The sequence below is a fragment of the Lactobacillus sp. 23-2 genome, from assembly GCF_044902225.1.
In the GTDB taxonomy this organism is placed as follows: Bacteria; Bacillota; Bacilli; order Lactobacillales; family Lactobacillaceae; genus Lactobacillus; species Lactobacillus absianus.
Genome location: NZ_JAOQBX010000013.1, coordinates 1 through 23,903 on the forward strand (window position 1 = coordinate 1; position 23,903 = coordinate 23,903).

General features: G+C 51.4%; 16 protein-coding genes, 5 tRNA genes and 1 riboswitch. Of the genes, 19 read left to right on the plus strand and 2 right to left on the minus strand.

Features of this window, described 5'->3' with window-relative positions:
* Positions 1-69 precede the first annotated feature (69 nt).
* The 7 genes from OCH80_RS06080 (at position 70) to OCH80_RS06110 (ending at position 4,822) form a co-directional block, all read left to right on the plus strand.
* Positions 70-160: transfer RNA gene (locus tag OCH80_RS06080), tRNA-Ser, on the plus strand.
* A gap of 189 nt (positions 161-349) precedes the next feature.
* Positions 350-1,495, plus strand: coding sequence for a diguanylate cyclase domain-containing protein (locus OCH80_RS06085; RefSeq protein WP_404538954.1), 1,146 nt, complete (start codon positions 350-352; stop codon positions 1,493-1,495).
* 81 nt (positions 1,496-1,576) lie between these two features.
* Positions 1,577-1,650 (plus strand) — tRNA-Met (locus OCH80_RS06090).
* Between the two features lie 136 nt (positions 1,651-1,786).
* Positions 1,787-1,858, plus strand: a tRNA-Glu gene (locus tag OCH80_RS06095).
* Positions 1,859-1,861: 3 nt separating this feature from the next.
* A tRNA-Val gene (locus OCH80_RS06100) sits at positions 1,862-1,934 on the plus strand.
* Positions 1,935-2,006: 72 nt separating this feature from the next.
* A riboswitch (SMK box riboswitch) is annotated at positions 2,007-2,092 on the plus strand.
* Positions 2,090-3,298, plus strand: a complete 1,209-nt coding sequence (gene metK / locus OCH80_RS06105; RefSeq protein ID WP_404538957.1) for a methionine adenosyltransferase — start codon at positions 2,090-2,092, stop codon at positions 3,296-3,298. It overlaps the preceding riboswitch by 3 nt.
* Positions 3,299-3,358: 60 nt before the next feature.
* Positions 3,359-4,822, plus strand: coding sequence for an MDR family MFS transporter (locus OCH80_RS06110; protein ID WP_404538960.1), 1,464 nt, complete (start codon positions 3,359-3,361; stop codon positions 4,820-4,822).
* Positions 4,823-4,892: 70 nt separating this feature from the next.
* Here OCH80_RS06110 and OCH80_RS06115 read toward each other — a convergent pair whose 3' ends face one another.
* Positions 4,893-5,558: a phosphatase PAP2 family protein gene (locus tag OCH80_RS06115; protein WP_404539038.1), complete on the minus strand. Its 666-nt coding sequence runs from the start codon at positions 5,556-5,558 to the stop codon at positions 4,893-4,895.
* A 305-nt stretch (positions 5,559-5,863) separates the two neighbouring features.
* Between OCH80_RS06115 and leuS the strand changes: the two genes are divergently transcribed.
* From leuS to spxB, 7 genes are all read left to right on the plus strand, one after another.
* Positions 5,864-8,278, plus strand: coding sequence for a leucine--tRNA ligase (leuS, locus tag OCH80_RS06120; protein ID WP_404538963.1), 2,415 nt, complete (start codon positions 5,864-5,866; stop codon positions 8,276-8,278).
* 93 nt (positions 8,279-8,371) lie between these two features.
* The gene (locus tag OCH80_RS06125) at positions 8,372-9,997 is read left to right on the plus strand and encodes a polysaccharide biosynthesis C-terminal domain-containing protein (protein WP_404538966.1); all 1,626 of its coding nucleotides are present in this window, start codon (positions 8,372-8,374) and stop codon (positions 9,995-9,997) included.
* Between the two features lie 265 nt (positions 9,998-10,262).
* Positions 10,263-10,673 carry a cupin domain-containing protein gene (locus tag OCH80_RS06130; RefSeq protein ID WP_404538969.1) on the plus strand — a complete coding sequence of 137 codons (411 nt, stop codon included), beginning with the start codon at positions 10,263-10,265 and terminating at the stop codon, positions 10,671-10,673.
* Between the two features lie 30 nt (positions 10,674-10,703).
* A complete protein-coding gene (locus tag OCH80_RS06135; RefSeq protein ID WP_326832029.1) occupies positions 10,704-11,033 on the plus strand; it encodes a carboxymuconolactone decarboxylase family protein in 330 nt (109 codons plus the stop codon).
* 522 nt (positions 11,034-11,555) lie between these two features.
* Positions 11,556-13,970, plus strand: a complete 2,415-nt coding sequence (gene ppsA, locus OCH80_RS06140) for a phosphoenolpyruvate synthase (protein WP_154549351.1) — start codon at positions 11,556-11,558, stop codon at positions 13,968-13,970.
* A 210-nt stretch (positions 13,971-14,180) separates the two neighbouring features.
* Positions 14,181-15,410: a hypothetical protein gene (locus tag OCH80_RS06145; RefSeq protein ID WP_404538973.1), complete on the plus strand. Its 1,230-nt coding sequence runs from the start codon at positions 14,181-14,183 to the stop codon at positions 15,408-15,410.
* A 237-nt stretch (positions 15,411-15,647) separates the two neighbouring features.
* Positions 15,648-17,498, plus strand: coding sequence for a pyruvate oxidase (gene spxB / locus OCH80_RS06150; RefSeq protein WP_404538976.1), 1,851 nt, complete (start codon positions 15,648-15,650; stop codon positions 17,496-17,498).
* 269 nt (positions 17,499-17,767) lie between these two features.
* Here spxB and OCH80_RS06155 read toward each other — a convergent pair.
* Positions 17,768-17,851 (minus strand) — tRNA-Leu (locus tag OCH80_RS06155).
* Positions 17,852-17,941: 90 nt separating this feature from the next.
* Here OCH80_RS06155 and OCH80_RS06160 point away from each other — a divergent pair.
* The 5 genes from OCH80_RS06160 to OCH80_RS06180 all read left to right on the plus strand — a co-directional run bounded on the left by OCH80_RS06160 (position 17,942) and on the right by OCH80_RS06180 (position 23,790).
* On the plus strand, positions 17,942-19,225 hold the full coding sequence (locus tag OCH80_RS06160; RefSeq protein ID WP_404538979.1) for a serine hydrolase: 1,284 nt from the start codon (positions 17,942-17,944) through the stop codon (positions 19,223-19,225).
* A 17-nt stretch (positions 19,226-19,242) separates the two neighbouring features.
* On the plus strand, positions 19,243-20,103 hold the full coding sequence (locus tag OCH80_RS06165) for an NAD(P)H-hydrate dehydratase (protein WP_404538982.1): 861 nt from the start codon (positions 19,243-19,245) through the stop codon (positions 20,101-20,103).
* A gap of 13 nt (positions 20,104-20,116) precedes the next feature.
* Complete coding sequence (locus OCH80_RS06170) at positions 20,117-21,688, plus strand: Rib/alpha-like domain-containing protein (RefSeq protein WP_404538984.1); 1,572 nt, start codon at positions 20,117-20,119, stop codon at positions 21,686-21,688.
* A gap of 250 nt (positions 21,689-21,938) precedes the next feature.
* Entirely contained in the window at positions 21,939-22,631 is a 693-nt protein-coding gene (locus tag OCH80_RS06175) for a L,D-transpeptidase (RefSeq protein WP_404538987.1), read from the plus strand.
* A gap of 247 nt (positions 22,632-22,878) precedes the next feature.
* Complete coding sequence (locus tag OCH80_RS06180) at positions 22,879-23,790, plus strand: ketose-bisphosphate aldolase (RefSeq protein ID WP_404538989.1); 912 nt, start codon at positions 22,879-22,881, stop codon at positions 23,788-23,790.
* The last annotated feature ends 113 nt before the right edge of the window (positions 23,791-23,903 follow it).

Sequence of the window (23,903 nt, forward strand, 5' to 3'; positions counted from 1 at the left end):
TAGAGCGCTTGACTGTTAATCAGGATGTCGTCAGTTCGAGTCTGACAGGCGGAGTTTTAATTTAATAATGGAGTGTTGTCCGAGTGGCTGAAGGAGCATGATTGGAAATCATGTATACGGGCGAATACCTGTATCGAGGGTTCAAATCCCTCACACTCCGCTAGGTAAAGGGAATCTTGTCAAAGATTCCCTTTTTTTGTTGGCAAAAGGTCAGCTAGATTATTTCAATTTAACTATACTTATATGTTCTAATTAATTGTGGCGTCAGACTGTCAAGCAGATAACAGCTGGTGTATAATATTTTTGCTTTGAATGCGCTGTCAGGATGGATTGGAAGGATCTTGCCTCAATGAAGAAGAGTTATCGAAAATACATGATCTACGTGCTGGGGATCACCTTTGTGGTCTTATTGACCGTATGCACGACGCTGTTCTTTGATTCACACATTAATGTCGTTAATGGCCACGTAGTCTCCAGTCATAATGGTGAAATCGCTCTGAATGTCGCGGTTTCGGTCTTTTTGATCTTGATTACGCTTGCGGTCGTCCGCCAGCACTACCGCCAGGCTAGCCTGGAAATCTTTTCATCAGTCGACAGCTTGACCCACTTGTACAACCGGCGGGCTTTTGATGAGAAGGTTGACCACTATATTGCCAATAAAAGGCACCGGGGGCGGCCCGCTTTGGTAGTCATGGTCGACATTGACGACTTTAAGCTGGTCAACGATCTGTATGGCCATGAAGTGGGCGATGGGGTGCTGCGGGATTTGGCAGCGAATATGAAGGCCTGCTTTGGTCCAGATGCCATTCTCTGCCGCAACGGCGGTGATGAGTTCTGTGCCCTGATTCCAGGCGACAATCCAATCGGCTTGACCAAGCTGACCAACATGGCCAAGTACTACGAGGACCGGGGCAAGAAATGCCCATATACGGTTTCAATTGGCTACGCTGTCTATCCGCACCAGGGCTATACCTATCAAATGGCTCTGAGTCACGCGGATATGGCCTTGTACAACGTTAAAATGAATTCCAAGGACTCTTTTGCCAAGTACCAGCCAGACATGGGCACTGAGCAGCGCAGCAAGCTGAGCTTCAGTCTGGATGACATCTCCAACAACCTGCCCGGCGCTATCTTGATCTACCGGGCTGATGGCGATCATGAGATTCTGTTTGCCAACGCGGAAATGATTACGATGATGGGCTGCACCAGCTTTGATGAGCTGATGAACTATACTGGATGCACTTTTGACGGGATCGTTTATGAAGCGGACCGGGAGCGGGTCAATAGAGAAATCGATCAGCAGCTTGAACGCCGCTCCAATGATTACGTCGACTACCGGATCAAGACCATGGATGGGCGGATCAAGGAAGTCTTTGACAACGGCAAGCTGGTCGATGAGGCCCGCTTTGGCCGGGTTTTCTACGTGGTGATCCTGGACATCAGCCAGCACAAGATCCGCCACATGCTGGAAACGGCACTTGAACGGACAGAATAGGCACACTAAAAAAAGTCAAAAAAATTGCCAAAAGGTCTTCCCAAGTGGGGAATGGTTTGGTATATTAGTTATTGTGCTTATGGCGGTGTAGCTCAGCTGGCTAGAGCGTCCGGTTCATACCCGGGAGGTCGAGGGTTCGATCCCCCCCGCCGCTATAATAGTTGTAAGACCACTGAAATTTGCTTCAGTGGTCTTTCTTTTTTATCGTTTGGCAATGCGTAAGTGAAAAATTCAATTTTTTGCTTGCATTCCCTAAGGAATCATGTATACTAGAGAGCGTGCTTAAGAAGCGGCCCGTTGGTCAAGTGGTTAAGACACCGCCCTTTCACGGCGGTAACATGAGTTCAAATCTCGTACGGGTCATATGGAGGATTAGCTCAGCTGGGAGAGCATCTGCCTTACAAGCAGGAGGTCATAGGTTCGAGCCCTATATCCTCCATTGTTCAGAAGATTGCCAGGATTGGCAATCTTTTTTTAATATAAAAGCTGAACAACAAAGTCATCATACTATTATTGTTACAAGTCCTGATAGGATTCACGCGAGTGAAGATGCCTTGTAACCGTGTAGCTAGTCTATAGGGGGACACAATACACATGGAAAAACATTTATTTACGTCTGAATCAGTTTCTGAAGGGCACCCAGACAAGGTTGCTGACCAAATCTCCGATGCCATTTTGGATGCCGTCCTGGCCCAAGATCCGCAAGCCCACGTGGCCTGCGAGACTTCCGTCACGACGGGCTTGGTTTTGCTGTTTGGGGAAATTTCAACGACCGCAAACGTTGACTACCAACAGGTAGCGCGGCAGACAATTAAGGAAATTGGCTACGACCGTCCAGAACTCGGCTTTGACGCTGACAACTGCGCGATTCTGCTCGCGATCGACGAGCAGTCGCCAGATATTGCCGGCGGCGTTGACGAAGCCCTGGAAGTTCGCGATTCTGATGGCGAGACTGACGAGCTCGACCAAATCGGTGCCGGTGACCAAGGCTTGATGTTTGGCTTTGCCATCAACGAAACGCCAGAATTGATGCCTTTGCCGATCTCTTTGGCCCACAAGCTGATGCAGCAGGTGGCAAAATTGCGCAAGGACGGCACATTGACCTGGCTGCGGCCAGACGCCAAGGCGCAAGTGACGGTTGAATACGATGAAAACAACCAGCCAAAGCGGGTTGACACGGTCGTAATCTCAACCCAGACCGACAGTGAAGTTTCTAATGAAGAAATTCAAGCGGCAATGATCAACGACGTGATCAAGCGGGTGATTCCTGCCAAATACCTCGACGATGACACCAAGTTCCTGATCAATCCTTCCGGCCGGTTCGTTATCGGCGGTCCTAAGGGGGACGCGGGCCTGACTGGCCGCAAGATCATCGTCGACACTTATGGCGGCTATGCCCGTCACGGCGGCGGCGCCTTCTCAGGCAAGGACGCCACTAAGGTTGACCGGTCAGCTTCATACGCAGCCCGCTATGTTGCCAAGAACATCGTGGCTGCCGGCTTGGCCGACCGCTGCGAGGTCCAGTTGGCTTACGCCATTGGCGTGGCCCACCCGGTCTCAATCATGGTAGACACTGCCGGGACTGGCAAGGTCAGCGACCAGCTGCTGACGCAAGCGGTCCGTGCTTCCTTTGACCTGCGTCCAGCAGGCATTATCAAGATGCTGGACCTGCGCCGGCCAATCTACAAGCAGACCGCGGCTTACGGCCACTTCGGCCGGACTGACGTGGATTTGCCTTGGGAGCACACCGACCGCGTTCAGGTTTTGCGGGACTTTGTTGAAAAGCACGCGCCGGCAAAGTAAAATCGAATAGCAAATTTTGGACATTAGTACAAAACGTAACATAAATTAGTTGGAGAAAACATGAAAAAGACAAACGTGCAAATGGTCACGCTCGCTGTTTTTATCACGACCTTTATGTCAGCGATTGAGGGGACGATCGTTTCTACGGCGATGCCCACGATCGTGTCTGATCTGGATGGCTTGGCCATCATGAGCTGGGTCGTGTCCGTCTTCTTGCTGATGACGGCTGTTTCAACGCCAATTTATGGGAAACTGGCTGATAGCATTGGGCGACGGCCAGTTTTTTTGTTTGGCATTGGAATTTTTGTCGTGGGTTCGGCGCTTTGCGGGCTCTCGACCAATATGGTTGAATTGATCATCTTTAGAGCCATCCAGGGCTTGGGTTCTGGGGCAATTCAGACGGCAGGGGCCACGGTTCTGGCTGACATGTACCCGATCGACAAGCGGGCTAAGATGCTGGGGCTGACGTCCGCTTTTTGGGGCCTGGCTTCGATTATCGCGCCGGTATTGGGCGGCTTGATCGTGCAGCAGCTGTCCTGGCACTGGGTCTTCTTTATCAACGTGCCGATTGGCATCATCGCCTTTTTGATCGTCCATTTTTTCCTGCATGAAGAAAGGAGCCGCGGCAAGCTCAAGATTGACTTGGCCGGCAGCTTGGCCCTGGTGACCTTGATCCTGGCCGTGATGGTCCTCTTGCAGGAATTGGAATCCGGTTTCTCTTGGCCGGAAGTCCTCTTGGCTCTGGTGGCGGTTGCGGCTTGCTGGGCCTTTATCAAAATCGAGCGCCGGGCGGACGACCCGATCATTCCTTTTGAGATTCTCAAAAACCGGGAATTCGTTGGGGTCAACATGCTGCAGCTGCTGGTTTCGGGCGTGGTCATCGGACTTGAGTTCTACATTCCAACCTGGCTGCAGGGGATCAATGGCCTGCCGGCTACCTTGGCCGGCTTCGCCGTTACCCCAAGCGCTTTAATGTGGGTCTTTGGCTCTTTCCTGGCCGGCGACTTAATGGGCCGCTGGGGGTCACAGAAGTTCTTTGACGCCGCGATCACTTTGTTGATCGCAGCTGACCTGGCCTTGGTCTTTTTCCCGACTTACACGCCATTTTGGTGCTTCTGCGTCGCTTCCTTCTTCCATGGGACCGGCTTTGGGGCCATGGCCACAGCCAGCCAGGTGCAGGCCCAAGCGGTCGTCAAGCCTACGGAAGTCGGCGTGGCGACTTCGTTTAACACCTTGATGAAGTACTTGGGACAGACCATGATGATGGTCTGCTACGGGATGGTCTTTAACGGCGTAGTTGCCAGCGGCCTGGCCAAGCACCCAGGCTTGACCAGCCAAATGATGAACAAGATCGTTTCCGCGGCCCAGGCCAAGACCTTGCCAGCATCCAGTCTGGCGCCGCTGCGGGAGATCCTGCGCTCGTCCATGCGGGGGATCTACCTGCTTTCCCTGGCGGCCTTGCTGCTTTCCTTGGTCTTCAACCATATTTACAAAGGACAAAGAGAGCAGGCAGACAGGCAATAAAAAATCATGCAAAAAGACCACTAGCGCTGCTAGCGGTCTTTTTGCTATTCTGTCTTTGATTTGCGGATTGCTATTGCCAAAGTCTTTCTTTGGCGGCCTTGCGCTCTTCACTCCAAAGCAGGATCCAGGCGCCCAGAAGCCCAAAGGTCAACCCTTCAAGCCAGCCACCAGTCACGTCGCTTGGCCAGTGGACGTGCAGGTACATTCTGGTGAAGCCGATCGACAGGGTGAAGCAGACGCAGAGGGCGATTAAGATCGTCTTGGCAGGCTTTTGCTTGACCAGCAGGCAGATCAGGGTGATCAGCACGATCGCCAGCGACATGGACCCGACTGAGTGGCCGGACGGGAATGAGAAGCCAGTCGCGTTCAAGGACGCGGCGATGCGCGGTCTTTGCCGTTTTACGACGTGCTTGATGATCGAGTTGCAGCCGTTGGCGCAGATCATGACCAGGCCCGTGAAGATCGCATAGCCGTATTTCTTGAAGATGGCCAGGATGAGCACCAGGGCGATTGAAATTACCGTGATGACGATCGTGTCGCCGGCCTGGGTCCAAAGCGATGCGAGCCGGTATTCAGCCTGATTGCTGTTCTGAATGGCGCCATAGATCACCCGGTCATAGCCGGCAATAAAACTGGACTGGCTGGCGACCAAGCCAACCCAGACCGCGAAGATTACTAAAAAAGCCAGACCAAAGCCGAGGAGGACCCGGTGCTGGCTGTTATTTTTATTATTTATCAAAAAACTCTTCCCCTCTTGTAAAATTTGACTTATGTGGTAAAGTATAATCATTATTGAGAAAATAATAAAGTTCAGAAGCAGGGAGTATTAGAAATCTTAAACTTTGCAGAGAGGGGCCGGTGCTGCGAGGCCCTAAGCCACGATTTCGAACTCGCCCGTGCATCAGGTCTGAAGTGCTGTTCCGCTTTAAGGAACAAAGAGTGTCGCGCCCAAAGGCGCGGAACTTAGGTGGTACCGCGATATTCAACTCGTCCTATGTCATGACATAGGGCGTTTTTTTGTTTTAGGAAGGATTTCATAGTATGTACAACCACAAAGTCGTTGAAAAGAAGTGGCAAAAGTACTGGGCTGAACACAAGACGTTCAAGACCGGGACTGACCCCAACAAGCCAAAGTATTACGTTCTTGACATGTTCCCTTACCCATCAGGCAAGGGGCTGCACGTCGGCCACCCAGAAGGCTACACCGCTACTGACATCATGGCCAGAATGAAACGGGCCCAAGGCTACAACGTGCTGCACCCAATGGGCTGGGATGCTTTTGGTCTGCCAGCAGAACAATATGCCCTGCAGACTGGCAATGACCCCGCAACCTTCACGGACAAGAACATTGCCCGCTTCAAGGAGCAGCTGCAAAGCCTTGGCTTCTCATATGACTGGGACCGCGAATTGAAGACGACTGATCCTAACTACTACAAGTGGACCCAATGGATCTTCGAGCAAATGTACAAGAAGGGCTTGGCATACGAAGCTGAAGTGCCGGTCAACTGGTCACCAGACTTGGGGACGGTCGTTGCCAACGAAGAAGTTATCGACGGCAAGACCGAACGTGGCGGCTTCCCAGTCTATCGGCGGAAGATGCGGCAATGGATGCTGCGGATCACCGCTTACGCGGACCGTCTTTTGGAAGACTTGGATGACTTGGACTGGCCAGAGCCAATCAAGGAAATGCAAAGAAACTGGATCGGCCGTTCAGTTGGTGCCCAAGTTACTTTCCAAGTAAAGGACTCCGACAAGAGCTTTGAGGTCTTCACTACCCGTCCAGACACCTTGTTCGGGTGCACCTACACGGTTTTGGCTCCAGAAAGCGACCTGGTTCAAGAAATCACCACTCCTGAACAAAAGGCAGCCGTTGACGCCTACATCAAGGCCATTGAATCCAAGTCTGACTTGGAAAGAACTGACTTGAACAAGGACAAGACCGGGGTATTTACCGGTGCCTACGCGATCAACCCAGTCAACGGCGAAGCCGTGCCAATCTGGATCTCAGATTACGTTCTGGCTTCATACGGTACTGGTGCCGTAATGGCCGTTCCAGCCCACGATGAGCGTGACTACGCCTTTGCAAGCAAGTTCCACCTGCCAATCAAGGAAGTCGTACAAGGCGGCCAGATCGAGAAGGAAGCCTACGCCGGCGACGGTGCCCACGTCAACTCTGACTTCTTGGACGGCCTGCACAACGAAGAAGCCAAGAAGCGGATGGTTGAATGGCTGGAAGACAAGGGCTTCGGCGAAAAGAAGGTCAACTACAAGATGCGGGACTGGGACTTCTCTCGTCAACGCTACTGGGGTGAGCCAATTCCAGTCATCCACTGGGAAGACGGCGAAACCACTTTGGTTCCAGAAGATGAATTGCCGCTGCGCCTGCCAAAGGCAACCAACATTCAGCCTTCAGGCACGCCGGAAAGCCCATTGGCCAACTTGAAAGATTGGGTAAACGTGGTTGACGAAAACGGCCGCAAGGGCAAGCGGGAAACCAACACCATGCCGCAATGGGCTGGCTCAAGCTGGTACTTCCTGCGCTACGTTGATCCAAACAACGACAAGTGCCTGGCTGACCCAGACCTGCTCAAGACCTGGATGCCAGTCGACCTTTACATCGGCGGGGCTGAACACGCGACCCTGCACCTGCTTTACGCTAGATTCTGGCACAAGTTCCTGTACGACTTGGGCGTCGTGCCAACCAAGGAACCATTCCAAAAGCTGTACAACCAAGGGCTGATCCTGAAGAACCACGAAAAGATGTCCAAGTCCAAGGGCAACGTGGTCAACCCAGACGACGTCGTTGCTGAATACGGTGCCGACAGTCTGCGGACCTACGAAATGTTCATGGGCCCATTGAACGCCTCAATCGACTGGGACGACAACGGCCCAAGCGGGGTAAAGAAGTTCCTGGACAGAGTATGGCGGACCTTCGTCAACGACCTTGACCTGGACCCAATTCCAAGCGACAAGATCTCTGATGAAAATGACGGCAAGCTGGACAAGCTCTACAACCAAACCGTCAAGGTGGTAACCGACCACTTCGAGCAGCTGCACTTCAACACTGCTATCTCACAAATGATGGTCTTCATTAACGCCTGCCAAAAGGTCGACAAGATTCCACGGGAATACGCTGAAGGCTTCGTCAAGCTGCTGGCTCCAGTCGCACCGCACATGATGGAAGAAATCTGGCAAGTCCTTGGCCACAACGAATCAGTTCAGCTGGCTCCATGGCCAAGCTACGACGCAAGCAAGCTGGTTGAAGCAACCGTTGAAATCCCAGTCATGGTCAACGGCAAGAAGCGGGGCATCTTCACTGCTAACAAGGATGCAAGCAAGGATGACCTGCAAAAGCAAGCTCTCGAGCTTGAACACGTCAAGGAATTCGTTGACGGCAAGGAAATCAAGAAGATCGTCGTCGTACCAAACAAGATCGTCAACATCGTTGCCAAATAATCTAATTTTTCCTAAATAAACAACAAAATGGTATATTTCAAGCCAAATCTGTCATAAGATATAAGGTTGAAGTATAGAAGTTAGGGAAAATTTATGGCAAGAAACAAATCACAGAACAACTCGCAAGCGCAGCTGTTGAAGGGTTCGGCTTGGATGACCTTCGGGTCAATCGTGTCACGGATCTTGGGTGCGATCTACATCATTCCTTGGTATGCCTGGATGGGCAAGTATGGGAACCTGGCCAATTCGCTGACGGCGAAGAGCTACAACATCTACAGCTTGTTCATCATCATTTCAACGGCCGGCATTCCGGGGGCAGTCGCCAAGCAGATCGCCAAGTACAATGCCTTGAATGAGTATGGCGTTGGGCGCAAGCTGTTTAAGCACGGCTTGGGCCTGATGTCCGTCTTTGGGGTCATTGCCGCCGCGATCATGTACTTTTGCGCGCCGGTTTTTGCCAGTTTCAACCAGCAGGAGATTCCGGTCATCCGCAGCCTGTCCTATGCCATCTTGATCATTCCGATCCTGAGTATCTTCAGAGGCTACTTCCAGGGCTTTAACGACATGATGCCAAGTGCCATGTCACAGTTCGTGGAGCAGCTGGCCCGGGTGATCTGGATGCTGGCGACGGCCTACGTGATCATGCAGGTTCAGCATGGCAACTACGTTGATGCCGTAACCCAGTCCAACCTGGCCGCGGCAATCGGGGCAATTTTTGCCATCGGCATGCTGGTGATGTTCTACCTGCGCCAGAAGCGGCAGGTGGATCCCTTGGTCAGAAGGTCAGCCAACCAGGTGCAGGTTTCAACCAACAGCCTGCTCTTTGAAATTATTGGCCAGTCGATCCCGTTCATTATCATTGACTCTGGGATCAACTTCTTTCAGTTGATTGACCAGTATACTTTCCATCCGATGATTGCCGGACTGACGCACGCGTCGTATGATACGATTGAAAGCTGGTACGCCTTGTTTGGCCTGAACGCCAACAAGCTGATCATGATCGTGGTTTCCCTGTCCACGGCCATGGCGGTCACAGCGATTCCGCTTTTGTCCGGGGCGCACGCGCGAGGAGACTACAAGGATATTTCCCGCCAGATCGGGAATACCCTGGAGCTTTTCTTGTTCGTCTTGATTCCAGCTGCTTTGGGAATGGCGGCCATTGCCGCGCCGCTGTACACCATTTTCTACGGCTACGACCAGTTGGGGGCCAACATCTTGTACCTGTCCTCCTTTACCTCAATCAGCCTGGGCCTGTTCACGGTCTTGATGGCGATTTTACAGGGGCTGGATGAGAACATGTACGCTATCCGCTACCTGGTGATCGGCTTGATCATCAAGGCGGTGGCGCAGTACCCGATGATCCGCTTTTTCAAGGTCTATGGACCGCTTTTGGCGACGAATATCGGCTTGCTGGTAGTGATTGCCTGTTCTTTGAAGCACTTGGCAGTCAAGTACAGATGGCGGTCTGACCGGACCATGCGTCGCTTTATCGGCATCGCCAGCTTTAGCTTGATCATGTTCGCGGCCGTCTGCCTGGCTGTGAAAGTCTGCAGCCTCTTCCTGCCGCTTGACCGGCGGATGCCAGCCCTTGTCCTGTGCGGAGTCGGCGTCTTGGCCGGGGTAGTCGTTTACGGCGGCTTGACCCTGAAGTCCGGCCTGGCTGAACGGGTTTTGGGCAGCCGCGTCACCCGCATTACCCATATGCTGCACTTAGATTAAAACCCAAGAAAGCAGCTCTCGTTTTAGGGCAATTAAGCTATTGCCTTTAAGCTGGAGCCTTTGGAACACTCATCGTTAGATGAGTGTTTTTTTGTGCTGTTTTGGCCAGTGACTTAATGCCCTGGCGTTTTAGGGGATGCCTATGCAAAAAGTGCAAGTCGCGACTTGATGAATTGCTATTAGCGAATTTTTGGCCAGGATTTTATTATTATAAGCAAAGATAAAAAGCAAAAGTTCGGTAAGCAAACAGATCGTGAGGCAAAAAATGGCTAAGAATGAAGAAAGCGTCAAGAACAGCGCCTTTGGCTTTGGCGTCTTGAATCCATATGAAAAGTATTTTACCGGCAAGAGCTATCTGCACGGCCTGGCCGAAGGCAATGGGGCTAAGGCACACGTTGCCCAGGTAACTTTTGCGCCCGGAACCATCAACCACTGGCACAGCCACAATCTTCCGCAGATCCTGATCGGCACCGGCGGTGAAGGCTGGGTGCAAAAAGAAGGCACAGAACCGATCAAGATGACAGAAGGCACGGTGGTCGTGATTGAAGCTGGCACCCGCCACTGGCATGGGGCCGCTCGGGATTCCTGGTTCAGCCACCTATCCATCATTGTCGGGGATGAAGACACCAACTGGCAAGAGCCGGTAGACCAGGCTTTCTACGAGAGTCTGCGCTAAAAAGCGAGAACAAGAGAAAAGGAGCTAATGATAGTGGAGAAACAAACTGCTGGTCGCGATCATCTGGGCAAGCTAGCCCCAAAGTTCGCGGAATTAAATGATGACGTTCTGTTTGGGCAAGTCTGGTCAAGGGAAGACAAGCTTTCTGCCCGCGACCGGAGCATGATTACGATCGCCGCCCTGTTTTCAGCTGGCTTGTACCCGCAGCTCAAGGCCCACTTGGAAATTGGAAAGCGGCACGGCATCAGCAAGGAAGAGGCCGTGGAGCTGGTCACCCAGCTGGCCTTTTACTGCGGCTGGCCCAAGGCTTGGTCAACCTTCCCGATGATTGAAGAAGTCTGGGGAAGCGAGGAAGCCTGATTGAGATAAAAAATTCTGCAAAAGAAGTCCTGCCATCTTAATTGATGGCAGGACTTTTTGCACGTTTTGTGGTATTTGCCTTCAACTCATTCCAATTATTGCCAGATCTTTTCAAACAAAAGATAATATTTGCCTTCTTTTATGATAAAAATGGCAAAAAGTTGCCCGCAATCTGCAGCAGAAGAAGCAGACAGTTGAGCAAAAATGTCAATTTTGGCTTATGAAAGCGGAAACGCAAACCTGGCACAAATGCCGTACTATGAGGGCTTGAAGCCCGGTCGCCCGATAAAACCATTGTGCTATTTGTGAATATAATCTCAAATTTTTCTCATAAAACGGGAAGGAAAATTACCATAAGATCCCAATAATAGCGGTAGATAAAGCGGTTACGAAAATATAATGCAAAAATTATTTTAAAAATAGTTGACATTTTTTCACAAAAGGACAATAATCATAGGTGAAAGGTGAAAAGGCTTACAGAGCTGAATACACCATGACATTTTTTGATATGAGGTGAAAACAATGGATGTTGAAAAGAAAGAATTAACTGAAGAAGAACGTAAGAATGCTTATGTACTTTGGTTCAACCAGCTGCGTCGCGCGGACGTGCCTCTGGTTGGCGGTAAATCATCATCATTGGGTGAATTAACTTCAGGCACCAACGTTCCTGTTCCTTACGGGTTCGCGACTACTGCCCACGGTTATCGTCATTTCATGAAAGTCAATGGCCTGAACGAAAAGGTAAATGCCTTGCTTGCTACCCTGAAGGATCCAGAAGATTCTGAAGAGCTTCACCGGGTATGCAGCCAAATCAGAAAGATCATGCGCGAAGCACCAATGCCAGAAGACCTGGCAGAAGATATCGGCAACTCTTATGACCGCTTGGCACAGATCACCGGTCAAAACGAGCCTTACGTAGCCGTTCGTTCAAGTGCGACCGCCGAAGACTTGCCAGACGCTTCCTTCGCTGGCGAACAAGACACTTACCTTAACGTTCGCGGCCGCAAGGACGTAATCCGCAAGGTTCAAGACTGTTACGCTTCACTGTTTACTGACCGGGCAACCTACTACCGGATCAAGCAGAAGTTCCCACAAGAGAAGGTCGCCTTGTCAGCTGCCGTACAGATGATGGCCTTCTCAAAGGCTGCCGGCGTCATGTTCACGGTCAACGTTGCCAACGGTGATGACACCAAGGTCATGATCGAAGGGTCATGGGGCTTGGGCGAATACATCGTTCAAGGGACGGTTACTCCTGACAACTTTGAAGTTGACAAGGAAACCATGAAGATCAGCCGCAAGACGATCAACAACAAGAACATTGAATTGATCCGGCTCCCAGGCGGCGGGGTTGAGCAGCGCGACGTGCCAGAAGACGTGGCTAAGAGTGCCTGCTTGACTGATGAGCAAGTCATTGAGCTGGCCGGCTATGCAAAGCAGATCGAACAGCACTATGGCTGCTACATGGACATGGAATGGTCACGCGACGAGAATGACAAGCTGTGGCTCGTACAAGCCCGTCCTGAAACCGTTTGGTCACAACGCAAGAAGGAAGGCGAGAAGCCTGCTGAAGAGAAGGAAGTTGCTGAATCAAGCAACAAAGTTCTGGTTAAGGGTCTGCCAGCCAGCCCAGGCGTAGCTTCCGGGATCGTGCACGTCATCGATGACCCGAAGGACATTGGCGAATTCAAGAAGGGCGAAATCCTGGTTACCTTAATGACCTCACCAGACTGGGTACCAGCGATGAAGAAGGCTGCCGCCATCATTACCAACAACGGTGGGATGACCTGCCACGCGGCGATTGTTTCTCGTGAAATGCAGATCCCATGTATTGTCGGGACTGCCAGCCGCGGCACTTTCGCAACCAGAATCCTGAAGACTGGCCAAGAAGTTACCGTTGACGCCAAGAACGGGATCGTTTACCAAGGGGTAGCCGAGGAGATCGTTAAGCCTAAGAAGGAAAACACCGTGCAAACCGCGGTTGCGGCTGAATACTTCCCACCAACGGCTACGAGAGTCATGATGAACTTGGGTGACCCTGACTTGGCTGACAAGTACTCAACTCTGCCAGCTGACGGGATCGGCCTGATGCGGGAAGAATTCTTGTGGACCACTTACATCCACCAGCACCCGTTGTACTTGATCGAAACTGGTCACCCAGAGCGCGTCGTCAACGAATTGGCCAACGGGATCTCCAAGGTCTGCCGGGCAATGAACCCAAGACCAGTCGTTTTGAGATTCTCAGACTTCAAGTCCAGTGAATACCGCAACTTGAAGGGCGGGGACAAGTTTGAACCGCATGAACCGGCTGACCTGCTTGGCTGGCGCGGAGCAAGCCGCTACTATGACCCGAAGTACATTGAAGCCTTCAAGCTGGAGCTGGAAGCAGTCAAGAAGGTAAGAAACGAATATGGCTTGAAGAACCTGAACGTCATGATTCCATTCTGCCGGACTGTCGAAGAGGCGGAAAAGGTGACTAAGATCATGGCAGATGAAGGCTTGGAGCGCAGCCGCGACTTCAAGGTCTACATGATGGCTGAAATTCCTTCAAACATCATCCTGGCCGACAAGTTCAACAAGTTTGTTGACGGCTACTCAATCGGCTCCAACGACTTGACCATGCTGATCATGGGGACTGACCGGAACAACGACCGCGTATCTGCCCTTTACGACGAGCGCAACTTGGCGGTTAAGCGGGCAATCCGGCACTTGATCAAGACTGCCCACAAGGATGGCAAGGTTGTTTCCATCTGTGGCCAAGCACCGTCTGAATACCCAGACTTCACTGAGTTCTTGGTACGCAGCGGGATTGACTACGTATCAGTCAACCCAGACATGGTCAAGGAAACCAAGCTCAACGTTGCCCACTTCGAGCAAAGAATCCTGCTCGACAAGGCAACCGGCTTGGGCATCCAAGACACTGAAGACTACGACTGGTAGTCAGTGCCTGTATTGTTAAATCACATATCTTAAAAATGAAAGAAGAAACCGCTTCAGTGGTTTCTTCTTTTTTGTGCAATTTTCGCAAATTGTGCGCAATTGCGGGCAAAATGACGTAAAATTAAAAATGAATTATCATGATAGCCTTTAGATTGCTTAACAAATTAAGGAAAATTAGCAGGCAAGGAACAGAAGAGGGAGTTAACGAAAATGGCACAACAATACTATTCAATGGATCAAATCGCAAAGCTGGCCAAGGTTTCCAGCCAGCAAATCTATTACCTGGTAAACATGAAGTTCAAGTTCAAGCCAGCGCTGGTTGATCCGAGCGGAACCAAGTTTTATGACGAGCGAGCGCTGGGCCAGATCTTCCAGGATTTAGGCAAGCAGGTGCCCAAGTCCGCGCAAAACGCGTCGCCAGCCACGCACGATGGCTTGCTGGACATCAATGCCATCGCGGAAACGACTGGCCTGGGAAAGAAGAAGCTGCGCACTTTCATCCGGGAGCATAAGGAAATCAAGCCAGACTTCATTGACGAGAAGAACCACAATAAGAAGTTCTGGGGCCCAGCTGCCGTTCAGTACATCCAAGACCACTTTGACGATGATGAAAAGGCTGAAGTCAAGGAGAAGCCGGTAGAAGCTGTCGAAAAGCCAGAAGCTGCCGAAGAAGCAAAAGCGGCAGAAGAGGTCAAAGCAGAAGCAGCAACGGCTGAAAAGACGGCTGAGCCAGAAGAGCAGCCTGAAGTCAAAGCAGCAGAAGCAAAGAGAAAGGAAGAACAGGCTGCCAAAAAGCCAGAAGAACAGCCAGAAGCAGCAGAAGAGGTCAAGGCAGAAGAAAAGCCGGCAGCTGGTCCGCACTTCGTCAAGAAGATGCCGCGGCCAGCCAAGGCGGAAGCCCCAGAAAATGAACGCATTACCAGCCATCCAGAAGTAGAATTGCCATTTGCGATGGATCAGCAAGAAGGGGAAAAGCCGGAAAAGCCGGTGGCAGAACGGCCAGCATCAGCCGAGCCTGCCGAACCAACGGCCGAAAAGCCAGAAGAACAGGCAGAAGAGAAGATTGCTGGCGATCAGCGCTTCGTTGTCCGCAAGCGCGAAAGCCGCTACGGCAATCGCCAAAGAGGCAGCTACAAGCGCCGCAATGGCAGCGACTACCATGACCGGGACAATGGCGGCCGGCAAAATGGCTACCGCGACAACCACCGCAATGGTCGTGAAAATTATGCCAAGAAGCGGGAAATGTTTGCCGGCAAGCTGAAGCTGGTGACTGAGAAGGGAACCTTCTACACTGATCAGTTCAAGAACTTGGAAGAGTGTGCCGAATACGTCGTTTCTGCCAAGGCAGGTGACTTCTTGAAGGTTGAAAAGTACAACTGGGGCCAATTCGCGCCAGCCTACATTTCAACCAAGAGCATCATTGAATTTGAAGAAGCTTAAAGCGCTTTGCGTTTTTTAGAGACCCGTTTGGGTCTCTTTTTTCTTGGCAGGGGATGCAGAACTGTTTTAGCCAATTGAACTTATGGTTAGCCTGAAAGCCGCTTGCGCAAACGAAAGAAAACACTGGCAAATGTAACCGGATTAATTACTATTTTCACAATATTGACAGCGTTTTCAGGAAGCATATAATTACAAGTGTAAGTAAAAAGATAAGTAAGAACGCAAGGAGATTCACTTATGGCTAAAATTAAAGGTGCTAACGCTGTTTTAGATGTTATGAATAAGTGGGGAATTGACCACTTGTACGGTCTGCCAGGCGGCTCATTTGACTCAACCATGAACGCGATCTATGAAATGCAAGACACGGTCAAGTTCATTGAGGTCCGTCATGAAGAAGCTGCTGCCTTGGCTGCTTCAGCTGAATACAAGCTGACTGGCAAGCTCGGCGTCTGCATGGGCTCAGCCGGCCCTGGTGCCGTTCACCTGATGAATGGTCTGTATGATGCTAAATACGACAAGACCCCATTGGTTGCTTTGGTCGCTAACGTGCCAACTTCTCGGCAAGACGTCAACTTCTTCCAAGCCTTTGACGAAATGCCTTGGTTCCGCGATGTTGCCGTTTGGGTTCACCAAGCCAAGACTAAGGAATCCTTGCCGGTCTTAATGGACACCGCGATCCGGACGGCCTACGCTAAGAAGGGGCCGGCAGTCTTGATCATTCCTAAGGACTTCGGCTGGCAAGAAATCGACGACAACTACCGCGTATCAGCCAACAACCTGTCAGCTGACAACTACGCTGCTCCAACCAAGGAAAGCGTTGAAGCTGCCGCCGCCTTGATCAAGGAAGCCAAGAACCCAGTTGTCTACTTCGGCTTGGGTGCTTCAGGCGCTGCTGAAGAATTGAAGGAATTCTCAGATAAGTTCAAGATGCCAATGATGTCATCATACTTGGGCAAGGGGATCGTTGAAGACTCATTCAAGCCATACCTCGGCACGATCGGCAGAATCGGCGCTAAGGCTCCTAATGAAGTTCAAGGCCACACTGACCTGGTAGTTTGGGTCGGCAACAACTCACCATTCTCAATTCTGTGGTTCCCTAAGGACGCTAAGGTCATCCAAATCGACGTTGACCCAGAAAAGCTTGGCAAGCGCCACTCAGTAGACGTCGCCATGAAGGCTGACGCCAAGAAGGCATTGCGGGCCCTGATCGACGCTGGCGAAGCCCGCGAAGAATCACCGCTTTACAAGGCAGCTTTGGCTGACCGTGAAGAATGGGATGCATGGCGCAAATCCTTCGCTGATGACCACTTGAAGGACGAAGGGCGCGTTCGCCAAGAACCAATCTGGGACGTTATCAACAAGGAAGCCGCTGACGATGCCGTCTTTGCCATTGACGTCGGCAACGTCGACATGGACCACTGCCGCTTGTTGGAAATGAACGGCAAGCAGCGCTGGACTACTTCAGGCTTGTACGCGACGATGGGTTACGGCTCACCAGCTGCCATGGCGGCCGCTACTGCCTACCCAGACCGTGAAGTATGGCACTTGGCTGGTGACGGTGGCTTCGCGATGATGAGCGAAGAACTGTTGACCATGGCTCGCTACAACATGCACGTTTTGACTGTAGTCTTCACCAACGAAACTTTGGGCTACATCGAAGCTGAACAACGCGACGAATCAAACCAGCCACTTTCAGGCGTTATCCTGCCAGACAACGACTGGGCTAAGGTAGCCGAAGGCATGAACGTGAAGGCCTTCACTGTTCACGACAAGGCTGAATTCGAAGCTGCCGTTAAGGAATGGAAGAAGATGGATGGTCCTGCCTTCATTGACGTTAAGTACACCAAGCACATGGCTTACTCAACTGAATTGAACACTTTGGACGACCCAGAATTCGTGAAGTACTACCACGCTGAAGCCCTTCACCCATTCTCATACTTTGCTGACAAGTTTGGGCTGAACATTGATACGGCCTCAGGCGCTTCCGGCCACTCAGAAGACAAGAGTGAAGCTTTGAAGGTTCAAGCCGTATCGAGCGCTTCTAAGCCAGAGAATGCTCCAGACACGACTTCCGGCGCTTCTCACTAAACTCCAGCTTGCGAAGTTCCTTCCTAAATAAAAGATGCGATAAAAATCCCCTCGAAACTGATTCGAGGGGATTTTTTTAGTTAAGACATTGTCTTGGCGGCGTTTTTTGGAAACTGATTCCCGAAAAGTCTTCAATTACGATACTTTTCCGCATTCGATTGACCAAATCAAAAAACGCTCACCTAAATTAGATGAGCGCAAAATAAAAGAGCAGGCCGAAACCTGCTCTTACTCCCATATATGCTAGATGTAATCTAGTCATCCATTCATGCCCACTAAAGGAGTCGAACCTTCACTCTGTTGCCAGAACAGCGACCTGAACGCTGCGCGTCTGCCAATTCCGCCAAGTGGGCATCTCGTGCCTGAGCACATATTTAATAATACCAAAATTTTGCTAAAATGGAAGTGCGAAAACTAATTTTTTTGAAAAGAGAGGAAATATTTTGTTCAGAAGATTTAAAAAAGTGCTAATTTCGGCGGCAGCGGCCGCTTCTCTAGCCCTTGCCGGCAGCCCATTCGCCAGCCAGGCTCAAGCCGCGGTCAGCAGCTACCAAGAAAAGAGCTTGGACTTGGCTGTCAAGGGCGCGATTGCCATTGACGCGGAAACTGGTCAGGTGCTCTATGCCAAGAATGCCAATGAGCCACGCTCAATTGCTTCTATGACCAAGCTGATCACCACCTACTTGACCTTGCGGGCCGTCAAGCAGGGGAAGCTGGCCTGGACGGACAAGGTTTCGCCAACCAAGGCCATTGCCAAAGTCAGCCAAAACACCGAATATTCCAACGTGCCCCTTTACACGGACCACTCATACACGATCAAGCAGCTTTATCAAGCAACTTTGATTGAATCAGCCAACGGGGCGGCCATGACCTTGGCCAAGGCGATCAGCGGCGACCAGGTCGCTTTCGTCAAAAAAATGCGTTCTCTGGTCAAGTCTTGGGGTATTGACGATGCCAAGATCTACAACGCCTGTGGCTTGGCTAACGGCAACCTGGGTGCGGCTGCTTACCCTGGCATCGGCAAAAACGTTGAAAACGAACTGTCCGCCAGCGACATGGCCATTATTACCAAGCACCTGTTGGACGATTTTCCAGAAGTCATCGATACTACCTCAGTGAAGACGATGACTTTTGACAATGGGTCCACCAAGAACACGATGACCAACTGGAACTGGATGCTGCCAGGAATGAGCGCCTACTATGCGGATTTGCCAGTTGACGGGCTGAAGACCGGCACGACCGATAAGGCAGGCGCCTGCTTCGCTGGGACGGTCAAAAAGAACGGCCACCGGATCATTACGATCGTTTTAGGTGCCAAGCACGTCAACTCCAATGACCCGTCCCGCTTCGTGCAGACGGCCAAGCTGATGCACTTCGTCTATAGCAGCTACAATGCCATTACTTTGGCCAAGGGCTCAAGCATCAGCGGCGCAAGCACGGTGAGGGTGCCTGAAGGCAAGTCGACTTCCAGCAAGGTGGTTCTGGGCAAGACCGTGACCATCTGGGCTTTAAAGGGGAGCAAGGTCAAGACCAGCCTGTCCAAGGCGGCCGTGGCTGCTCCAGTCGTCAAGGGCAAGGCTGTGGCCAGCTACCGCTTTGCAACTACTTCCGGCAAGCTGGAAACGCTCAGCGGCAAGCAGCTGACGACTACGGCCGTGGCTGTCCAAGACAATGCCCAAGCCAACATCTTCGTCAGAATCTGGCGCAGCCTGTTTGGGGCTAAATAAAAGCGAGGCGCGATGCAATGGAAACGGAAGAGTTTGGTTCTGAGATTGCCCGCCGGGTCATCCGGCCACGGCCAAGTCAAAGCCATAAGGGCAATTATGGCCGCGTGCTCTTGATCGGCGGCACTGAGAACTTTGGCGGGGCCATCATGATGGCGGCTGAAGCCGCCGTAAGCAGCGGCGCCGGTCTGACCAGCGTGGCCACGGATCCCGCCAACCTGACGGCCTTGCATGCCAGGGTTCCAGAAGCCATGTTTATGGACATTCATGAGCAAGCGCGAGTGCTGGACCTGCTGAAAAAGCAGGACGTGGTTCTTTGCGGACCAGGCTTGGGAAATAGTCCCTATGCCTTGGAACTATTGACCAAGCTTTGCCAGCTGGCCACGCCCAGCCAGAGCTTGGTGCTTGACGCCAGTGCCTTGGACCTGCTCGCCCAGCAGCCAGACTTGCTGAGCTTGATCAAGGTCAAACAAGTCGTGCTGACCCCGCACCAGATGGAGTGGCAGCGGCTCAGCGGGATCAAGATTCCAGATCAGGAAAATGTCCGCAATTTTCAGGTCTTGCGGCAGTTGTTCCCGAAAAGAAATGTTATACTGGTTCTGAAATCAAATCACACTCATGTGTACGATGCAACACAAGAAAGGGCGTATCTCAACGCGGCGGGCAACCCTGGCATGGCCACGGGCGGCATGGGCGACACCCTGGCTGGAATCATCGCGGCCTTCCTGGGCCAGTTTGGACCAAGCCTGGACGCGGTTTTAGCGGCAGTTCACTGCCACTCAGCGGCAGGGGACCTGCTCTACCAGGACAAGTACCTGGTCAGACCGACCGAAATTTCTGCTATGATGCCCAAGCTGATGAAGAGATACAGTAACGAATAAAGAGGAGATAGCCATGAAAAGAGCAAAATATATTACCGCCTTGTCAGCAGCGGCTTTGACCTTGCTGTGCCTTGGTCAAAGTCCCGCGGTCAAGGCTGACGCTGACCCGGCAGCCACGCAGACTGCGACTGCGGATCCGGCGACTGCGGCTGACGCCGTGCAAGCCAGTCAGGCTGACAGCAATGAGCCAAAGAGTGCCTTCACTGAAGAGCAGCCTTGGGTGGTGCAACTGAACGCCAAGGGCATGGAGGCAATTGCCAAGCACGCGATTGCCAATACGGCTGAATTGACCAACGTTAAGTCTTATACCTGGAAGACCATGCCGGACTTGACCAAAAAGACCGACAGCCTGAAGGCGACGGTTCTGGTGACCTATAACGATGGCTCAAGCGATGAGGTTGAAACCTATTTGCGGGTGATCCAGTTCTCAGACCAGTTTGTACCAGCAGCTAAGAGCGGCGTGACCGTCAAGACCGGGAGCAAGCTGAATGCCAAAGACTTTATCGCCAACGCGGCTTCTTTGAAGCACGTGGCTGCCTATGCTTGGCAGCAGGCACCGTCAACCGCCAAGGCTGGCAAGTCCACGGGCACGGTTCTGGTTACTTACGCTGACAAGTCAACCGACTTGGTCAAGGTGACGGTGACCGTCAAGGACGCCGTTACCAGCAAGAAGTCAGTCAAGAAGACCAAGTCCAAGCAGCACGCGGTTAAGACCCGGACGATCAAGATCTACCGTCCAGGCAAGAAGGTCAAGACCGTCAAGCAGCAGGCCAAGATCTCACGGACGGTTACGACGACCGTGACGACCAGCAAGACCTATACCAACGGCAAGCTGACCAAGACCAGCAAGCAGAGCAAGAAGTCTTACGGCAAGTGGTCCAAAGGCAAATGGAAGAAGTACAAGATTCCAGCTGTTGCAGGCTACAAGCGGAGCAAGACCTCAGTCAAGGCCAAGACGGTGACCTCCAAGACCAAGAATGAAACCGTCAAGATCAGCTACAAGCAGGTCCTTCACAAGCCAGCCAATGCGCCGTACTACGATCCAGCCGACATGCGGGCCAAGACTGGCAATTACTACTTCAAGTCCAGTGAAAAGCGGGCTTATCCAAACCTGGCCAAGTACAAGAACCTGTGGATCAGAGTCTCCATTCTGGGCAACCGGACCTACATCATGAGCGGCAACAAGGCGGTTTACACCATGTACTCCTCAGCAGGCCAGTTTGAATACAGCAATGGGGTCTACCAAAGCGACACGCCGCGCGGCACCTTCCACTTGAAGGCGGCTTATGGCCCGTCATTCATGTCAGCCGACGGCGTCGGCGGCCGCTATTACCTGGCCTACTACGGCAGCGACTACCTGTTCCACAGCGTGCCGATCAACAATTATGGCTCAGGCGTCTACTACAACGGCTACCATTACGGCTACGGCGGCGTCGGCAGCGCGGCCCACTTGACCGTTCTGGGGACCAAGCCTGACTCCCATGGCTGCATCCGCCTGTCCTTGAGCGACGCCCACTGGCTTTACAACCAGCGCTTGGCTGGTCACCTCAAGGTTGGGACCAAGATCGTCATCAAGTACAAGTAAAACTACTGTTAAAAAGTAAGCGAAATAGTAAAGCTTTGCCGGCTTTACTATTTTTTTATCCTATTCTATTAGATAATAAAGAAAATGCATCAGCCTGCCAAACAGTAATTTTGGTTAGGGTGAAAAACAGGCAGCAATTTTAAAGTTTGGTTACAGAAGGGCGCTTTAATGGCAACTGCTTGCTTGATCTGCTAGAATAATTGATGCATGTGTATTGAGCACGAAAAAACGATAGAGAAGAGAGAGAAAAATGAACAAGGCCTACAAGCGGATGGGGATGGCGCTGATTTTGGCGATTGTGGCGCTGATGATGATTCCAGTGTTCCAGCCTTTGCCGCACGCGCAGACAAAAGACAAGCCCAAAACAACGCAGAAGCGCAAGAAGCAGCAAAAGAAAACTGACGATGTTTTTGCTGACCCTACCGACATGCGGCCAATGACTGGCAGATACTACCTGTATCCCAGTGAGACCAAGCGCAAGTACCCGGACCTGCGCAAGTACAAGAACGTCTGGTTCAAGGTCCCAATCAGCAAGTGCCGGGCCTATGTGATGAGCGGGGACAAGGTGATTTATGTCATGTACGCTTCAGCCGGCAAGGTTACCAAGGGCCGCAGCCTGACTCCGCTAGGCACTTTCCATGTGCAGAATGAAAGCGGCGAGCAGTTCATCAATGCCAACGGCGTTGGCGCCCGCTACTTTATTTCCTTCTACCAGCATGGGGTTTATCTCTTCCACTCAGTGCCAATCAACAATTTCGCTTCCGGTGAGCACGTCGGCAGCTACTACTATGGCTACAAGAACGGGGCTCACTTGACTACTCTGGGCAAGAAGCCGGACTCTCACGGCTGCGTCCGCTTGACCGTCAGTGATGCCAAGTGGATCTATACCCAACGGCAAAATGGCGGCATCAAGGTGGGAACCAAAGTCGTCATCGCCAAGTAGGCAGAGCTTTCAAATACTGTGAAAGATATAACAGATTTTTTAAAAGTGAAAAATGCGCAATAGCCGTCCGCCAGCCGCGGGCGGCTATTTTACTAGGGGCCGTTTTCATTTCCCAAGCAGCAAGCTTTAACAAAGTGCAAAAGAGTCAAGATTTTGTTAAAAAAACGCTTTCAAGGCAGATTTTGTTTGCTCAACTATTCATTATTAGGGTACAATAGATCCTGTAAGAAGCTTAGGAGGTAATTTTATGGCTTATTTCGTTAACGGTAATGACATTTTTAAGAAGGCTCGTAAGGAACACTACGCTGTTGGTGCCTACAACACTAACAACTTGGAATGGACTCGCGCACTTCTTCGTGGTGCTGAAGAAACCAGAACTCCATTGTTGATTCAAGTTTCAACTGGTGCTGCTAAGTACATGGGTGGCTACAAGCTCGTTAAGGACTTGGTAGAAGACTCAATGGACTCAATGAACATCTCAGTTCCAGTTATCTTGAACTTGGACCACGGTGACTACGACTCAGCTGTTGAATGTATCAAGCTTGGCTACTCAAGCGTTATGTTCGACGGCCACGCTTTGCCAACTGAAGAAAACTTGGCTAAGACCAAGGAAATCATCAAGCTGGCTCACGAACGCGGCATTTCTGTTGAAGCTGAAATCGGCAAGATCGGTGAAAACCAAGGTGCCGGCGAACTTGCTTCAGTAGAAGACGCTAAGGCCTTCGTAGCAGCTGGCGTTGACAAGCTGGCTTGCGGTATCGGCAACATCCACGGCGTTTACCCAGAAGGCTGGACTGGCTTGAACTTCGACCGTCTTAAGGAAATCGCTGAAGCTGTTCCTGAAACTCCACTTGTATTGCACGGTGGTTCAGGTATTCCTCAAGACCAAATCGAAAAGGCTATTTCTTTGGGTATTTCAAAGATCAACATCAACACCGAATTCCAACTTGCATTCCAAGCAGCTACTCGCAAGTACATCGAAGAAGGCAAGGACCAAGACAAGAGCAAGAAGGGTTACGACCCACGCAAGCTGCTCTTGCCAGGTACTGAAGCAATCACTGCCTCAATGAAGGAAATGATCAGCTGGATGGGCACTCCTTCAATCGACGACAAGACTGCTGACGCTTCATTCGACAGAAGCTCACTTAACGAAGAATAATCAGCGATTTTCTTCGGGGACAGTGTTTTAGCTAAGCATTGACCAGATCCCGCTGAAGCAGACATCAAAGGCATTTGTTCTTTGATGAGCCGCTTCAGCGGGATTTTTTTAGT